This is a genomic window from Duganella sp. GW821-FHT01E12 (assembly GCF_059422325.1).
Map to the genome: position 1 here is coordinate 1 of NZ_JBWKWR010000026.1, position 5,263 is coordinate 5,263.

Consider the following 5,263-nt stretch of genomic DNA (forward strand, 5'->3'; position numbering starts at 1 on the left):
TTTTAAGTATCAGCAGGACTAGCCTGCTGTGCACTTTCATCAAACGTCCACACTTATCGACTGTTAATTTTTAAAGAGCTTATTCGGTACTGCTTGCTGAAGAAGCGTTGTGTTCATCAGCGAAGAGGCAAGATTATGAAGTGTTTCGCTTATCTCGTCAAGCTCTTCTTTCTTCGCCTAACTCAGCATTTACGTGCTGTGTTCTGCTAGGGCGCGAACTATAGCAATCGAGCAATGATTCTGTCAAACATTATTAATCACAATATCGATGCGCTTATGCACATCCTCGGCAAATGCCAGGAATTCGCGCATTTCCTCCGGTTGCGACACATCCAGCGCATACCATTCCGCCGATCCCCCTGCGGCGCGAATTTCCGTTACCAGCGCATGCAGCTTATATGACCTGCGCGCGCCGAGGACCACATGATGCCCCTCGCCTGCCAGCTGGCGAGCCGTCGCCGGACCGCAACCGCGGCTGGCGCCGGCAATCAGGATCACCTTACGGGTTGTGGGTATGGTAGTTGTCATGATGCGGTCCTTTCAGTGGCATTAACACCAGACTGCATCTTACGGAACCGGGGCCGTGCTGCGAATGCACATGCCTATGCACTTCTTGCCTAATCCTATAGATCCGCGCCAAGATGGTGGCGACGAAATCGCGAATCATGGATCATTCCTATTCATCACAGCATTGGGAGGACATGGACGTGGAACGCATGATCGCACTGCATCAACAGCTGGCGCCAAACGAGGGTTACACCTTGTCTGCGCTCGACGACGTCCGCCTGACCCGTTCGAATTGCAGCTCCACCAAAACCCCAGCCATGTCCGATCCCTGTATCGCCATCGTGCTGCAGGGCCGCAAGCGCGCCTACTTCGGCGGCGACGTGCTTCAATTCGACGCCGAGCACTACCTGGTGGTCGCCGTGCCCATGCCGTTCACCAGCACCACCGACGCCACGCCGGAAGAACCGTTTCTGGGCCTGTCGATACGGGTCGACCGTACCACGCTGGCCGACCTGATGTTCGCCATAGACCAGACCGACAATGAAGTCCCGGCCATGCCCAAGGGCATGATGACCACACGCATGGATGACCGCCTGAGCGAAACCGTGATGCGCCTGCTCGAGGCTTTGAGCTCGCCCTTGGAAGCGCGCGTGCTCGGCCCCGCCATCGTGCGCGAGATCTGCTACCGTGTGCTGATGGGCGAGCAAGGCGCGGCCATGCGCGCGGCCCTGACCCACCAGGGCCAGTTCGGCCGCATCGCCAAGGCGTTGCGCCGCATCCATGCGGACTATGCGGCCGACATCGACGTTGGCATGCTGGCGGCGGAGGCGAACATGAGCGTGCCGGCCTTCCACGTGCATTTCAAATCGGTCACGCATTGCTCGCCGATTCAATACCTGAAATCCGCCCGCCTGCACCAGGCGCGGCTGTTGATGGCCCGCAGCGAGATGACGGCGCAATCCGCCTCGGCACAGGTCGGTTATGAAAGCCCTTCGCAATTCAGCCGTGAGTTCAAACGCTTCTTTGGCCGCAGCCCGGGCGAAGAGGCCAGCGCCATGCGCCGCCTGCTGGCCATCCAGCCTGCTGAATCGACAAGGTTGCTTTAAAAATAATATGAGGATACTATGCGGCAAATGGCGACATTGAATTTTAGTCAATGCCGCTTCCTTGTAGTATCACCTCATATCAGGAACACTATGCGAAACACCATTCTTCGCGCTGCGGCGCTTGCGTTACTGGCAGCCTCCGCTCCATCGTTTGCAGCCACCGATTTCGAACCTGGCCTGTACGTCGGCATCGACGGGGCCCGTGCCTCGGTCTCATCCAAGTACGCCGACAGCGGCAATGACATTTCGCTGGGCGCCGCCACTGGCTACCAGTTCACGCCCAACCTCGGCTTTGAAGTCTACACCCGCACGCTGAGCTTCAATCCACTACGAGGCTTCTTCTCCGAGCCTGGCTACTATCCCGATCAGCACTACGGCATCGCCGCGATGGGCACGCTGCCGCTGGACGCGCACTTCAGCCTGTTTGGCCGCGCCGGTATCGGCCGCACAACCATGAAGGCCACCCGCTCCTCCCTGGGCGATCGCTCCGACACCGATGCCGTCGCCGGCATCGGCGTGCGCTACGCATTCAATCGGAACTTTTCACTGAGCCTGGAAGGCACCTACCTCAGCAAGAGTGAGGTGTCGCTGATTTCGTTTGGCGCACGCTACCAGTTCTGATCCGTCGCCGGATACAGCCGCGCCAGCGCGGCTGAAACGATGCGCTGAATCAGCGGCCGGGCTTGGCTAATGGCCAACTCGGCCGTAGCATCATTGCGCACCAGCCGCCACAGATCCATGAGCGCTCCATCGTGTTGGGCGACCGCCTGCTCCACCTCGGCCTGCCAGAACGCAGGCGCCTCCCCTTCGACGAAGTTGCCCCTGCCGCGGCCGAAGTGCGCGACGGCCAGATACCGCAAGACATCCGCCACCACCAGCGTGCGCATGAAGGCCGCCGTGAATTGCATGGTCGCCTGGTTGCGGTCGGTGCTGGCATTAAATCCCCAAGCCGCGCCGGCAAACGTCAGCGCACCGACCACGCCGCCAAGCAGCGCGCCGCCGCCCAGGCTCAGGCCACCAGTCATCAGATCGGCCGACAGCCCGGTCGCGGCGCCCGAAATCATCGCCCCCAGCAGGCCCGCTTGCGTCTTGTCGATCGGCGCGCGCACGGTAAAGTTGTCGTGCACGCGGGCGTTGATCACGGCCACCTCGGCGGGATCGAGCTTATGCAGGATCAGCAGCGCGCGCGTCATGTCACCGGTGGCGTGATTCAGGCGCGAGATCAACGCCGCCATCGCGCGGTCCTGCCGCTGCTGCTCTTCGTTCTTGCCGATGCCCACCACTTTCAGCGCGGACTTGAGCATGCTTCTGGTCTCGGCTTCGATGGCAGCGCTATCCTTCGCGGCCGACACCAGCTGAGCAGCGAGCAGCAGCATCGCCTGCTCGTAGCGATGCGCATTGCCTGCCTCCCACGTTGCGAATAGGCGCTCGTAAGCCGGCCGCATCGGCGCGGCAAGCTGCTTGCCCACCGTCTCAAAAAAGACGCGTTCATGGACCCAGCAACGCGCGAACGCATCTAAGGCCAGCACGTCGCGCACCACCGGGTACTGGCGCAGATGGTCGCGCCAGCGCGCCTGTTCCGCATGCTCCTCCGCCGAAGGGCGAGGCGGCCCCATCTGATTGAGCAGCACCAGCACCGGCTTGCCCAGCCATTCAAGTATCCTCATTTCGGCCGGCAGATAGCCGGCGTCGCTTGGATGCTCGGCGGAGTTCACCAGGTACAGCACGACATCGGCAGCATCTCTGGCCGCACGCAGCGCTTGCTGGCTCAGCCAGAACGAGTGGTCGCGATAACGGTCGAGGACTTCGCGCAGGAACCAGCCGATCGGATTGTCCGCGCGGTCCAGCCGCCTCAACAGGCGTACGGAGTCGCCGAAGCCCGGCGTGTCCCACAGCTGCAAGGTATCGCCCTGCGGCGTTTCAATCAATGTGTGCGACTCGGCAAGCAGCGTCACATGCGCGGCGTCGCGCACTTCGCCGACGTCGGTGCCGATTAGCGTGCGCGCCAGCGAGGTCTTGCCGTTGTTGGTATGCGAAATCAGCGCGAGCCGTATGTTGTTATGCATGAAGATCGAGCTCATGCAGTGAAGGCGTCAGTAAGTTGACGACGCTGGCTTTAGTCTGGTGGAAGGCGCAAAATTGCTGCCACAAGGCGGTGCGTTCCGCGAGACGCGCGCGGGCTTCGGGCTGGGCGCCCAGGCGTTCCAGATAGGCCGATTCATCCAGCAGCACGATGATTTCACGCGCCGATGCCGTCACCAGGTAGTCGAGCAAGGCGCCGTGATTTTCCTTCTCCGGCGTGGCCGCCAGATTGAACAGTGCGGCCGTGGTGTCTGTCCGCAGATCGGTATCGCGCAAGATCTCGACAGGTTCGGCGCCATAGGCGATTGATGCCCGCAGCATCACCCGGCCCTGTTCGCCGAACAGCATGACGGCTATATCCGCCAAGCCTTTATGGCGGGCCTCGTCAACAGTGAAGCTGTACGGCAGAACGCGCAGCGTGCCGCCGCCTGCCATGCCGATACTCGCGCCCAGCTTGCGGAAATACGGTTGGTCGAGGTCGACCGGAAACCGTCGTGCCAGGCGGGCGGCGCGCCAGCTGCCGAAAGCGGCCAGCGACATTCGCGGCAACACCACCAACAGCAGGATGGTCGCGGCGTACAGATGCACCCAGCGCGCTCCGCCTTCCGCCGCAGTCGTTTGCGGGAAGCGCAGCGCCGTGATTTCAGCGGGCGAAAAATCCTGCAGATGGAAGACAGCGACCGCCGGCGCGAACAGGAAGGAGAGCATCGCGTGGACTTGGCCGGCATCGAGAAAGGTGCTTTCCCAGCCGGCCGCATATTGTGACCAGATGCCGCGCGCGTACAGCGACGTCAGCGCGCCGGTCGCAAACGTCGCGGCGCTCAGATGTATGGTGCGGCTCAGCCGCGCGGCTGTCAGCTTGGCGCTCAGCTGCGCCCACTCCGCCGCGAAGTTCAATACGGCGGATGACAGTGCCTGAGGCAGCTTGCGCGGCAGGCTCGGCTTGCGGATCTGCCCCGACCTGAGCCAGCCAGGTGCGCGGGCGGGCATCAGCCGCCAGGCAAGCAGGCTCAGATATACGAATACGTTCCAGGCAATGATCAACAACAGCGGCGGCGACAACAGGTCGACGCGATGCGGATCGCTGATGCGGTCGAGTCCGGCGCCGAGCAGCAACGCGATAATGGGCATGGCCACGGAAAATGCCTTCAGGCTGTGGCGCTGTTTGGTGACGGCGGCAAATGCAGGAGTGCGTTCGGCCAGGCGTTTCAGAATCAGGCCGGCGCGTTGCTGCAGGAAGTCATCGACGGTGGCCTCGGCCTTGTTGCCGGAAGCCTGCCACTGCGCGAGCTCGCGAGCGCTGCGGCTGGCGTAGGTGCGATCATCATCGCTGAGAATTTCTTTGTTCTGGTCGGCGGTCTCGATGGCCCGCACCAGTACGACGTCTCTCGCAGTGTGTTCGTTCATGTCGAGAGTATATCGCTGAAAGCAAAAAACCCCCACCTGCACAGAGCGCGATCTTGAGCGCGTTCTGGCTGGTGGGGGTTTTTCTATATAACTAGCCTGACGATAACCTACTTTCACACTGGTTGCAGCACTATCATCGGCGCAGAGTTGTTTCACGGTCC

Annotated in this window: 5 protein-coding genes; 2 read left to right on the forward strand and 3 right to left on the reverse strand. The window is 61.6% G+C overall.

Features of this window, described 5'->3' with window-relative positions; translation table 11 throughout:
• Window positions 1-243 precede the first annotated feature (243 nt).
• On the reverse strand, window positions 244-528 hold the full coding sequence (locus AC07WS_RS30275; protein WP_494732631.1) for an SDR family NAD(P)-dependent oxidoreductase: 285 nt from the start codon (window positions 526-528) through the stop codon (window positions 244-246).
• Window positions 529-716: 188 nt separating this feature from the next.
• Here AC07WS_RS30275 and AC07WS_RS30280 point away from each other — a divergent pair, with 188 nt between their 5' ends.
• Both AC07WS_RS30280 and AC07WS_RS30285 read left to right on the forward strand, forming a co-directional pair.
• Complete coding sequence (locus AC07WS_RS30280) at window positions 717-1,613, forward strand: AraC family transcriptional regulator (protein ID WP_494732635.1); 897 nt, start codon at window positions 717-719, stop codon at window positions 1,611-1,613.
• A gap of 90 nt (window positions 1,614-1,703) precedes the next feature.
• Window positions 1,704-2,234 carry an outer membrane beta-barrel protein gene (locus AC07WS_RS30285; protein WP_494732632.1) on the forward strand — a complete coding sequence of 177 codons (531 nt, stop codon included), beginning with the start codon at window positions 1,704-1,706 and terminating at the stop codon, window positions 2,232-2,234.
• On the opposite strand, the gene AC07WS_RS30290 is transcribed toward AC07WS_RS30285, so the two are convergent.
• Together AC07WS_RS30290 and AC07WS_RS30295 are read right to left on the reverse strand one after the other, a co-directional pair.
• Window positions 2,222-3,694, reverse strand: a complete 1,473-nt coding sequence (locus AC07WS_RS30290; protein WP_494732633.1) for a DUF3482 domain-containing protein — start codon at window positions 3,692-3,694, stop codon at window positions 2,222-2,224. The genes AC07WS_RS30285 and AC07WS_RS30290 overlap by 13 nt on opposite strands.
• Window positions 3,672-5,102, reverse strand: a complete 1,431-nt coding sequence (locus tag AC07WS_RS30295; RefSeq protein ID WP_494732634.1) for a DUF2868 domain-containing protein — start codon at window positions 5,100-5,102, stop codon at window positions 3,672-3,674. The genes AC07WS_RS30290 and AC07WS_RS30295 overlap by 23 nt, the downstream gene beginning before the upstream one ends.
• Window positions 5,103-5,263 lie beyond the last annotated feature (161 nt).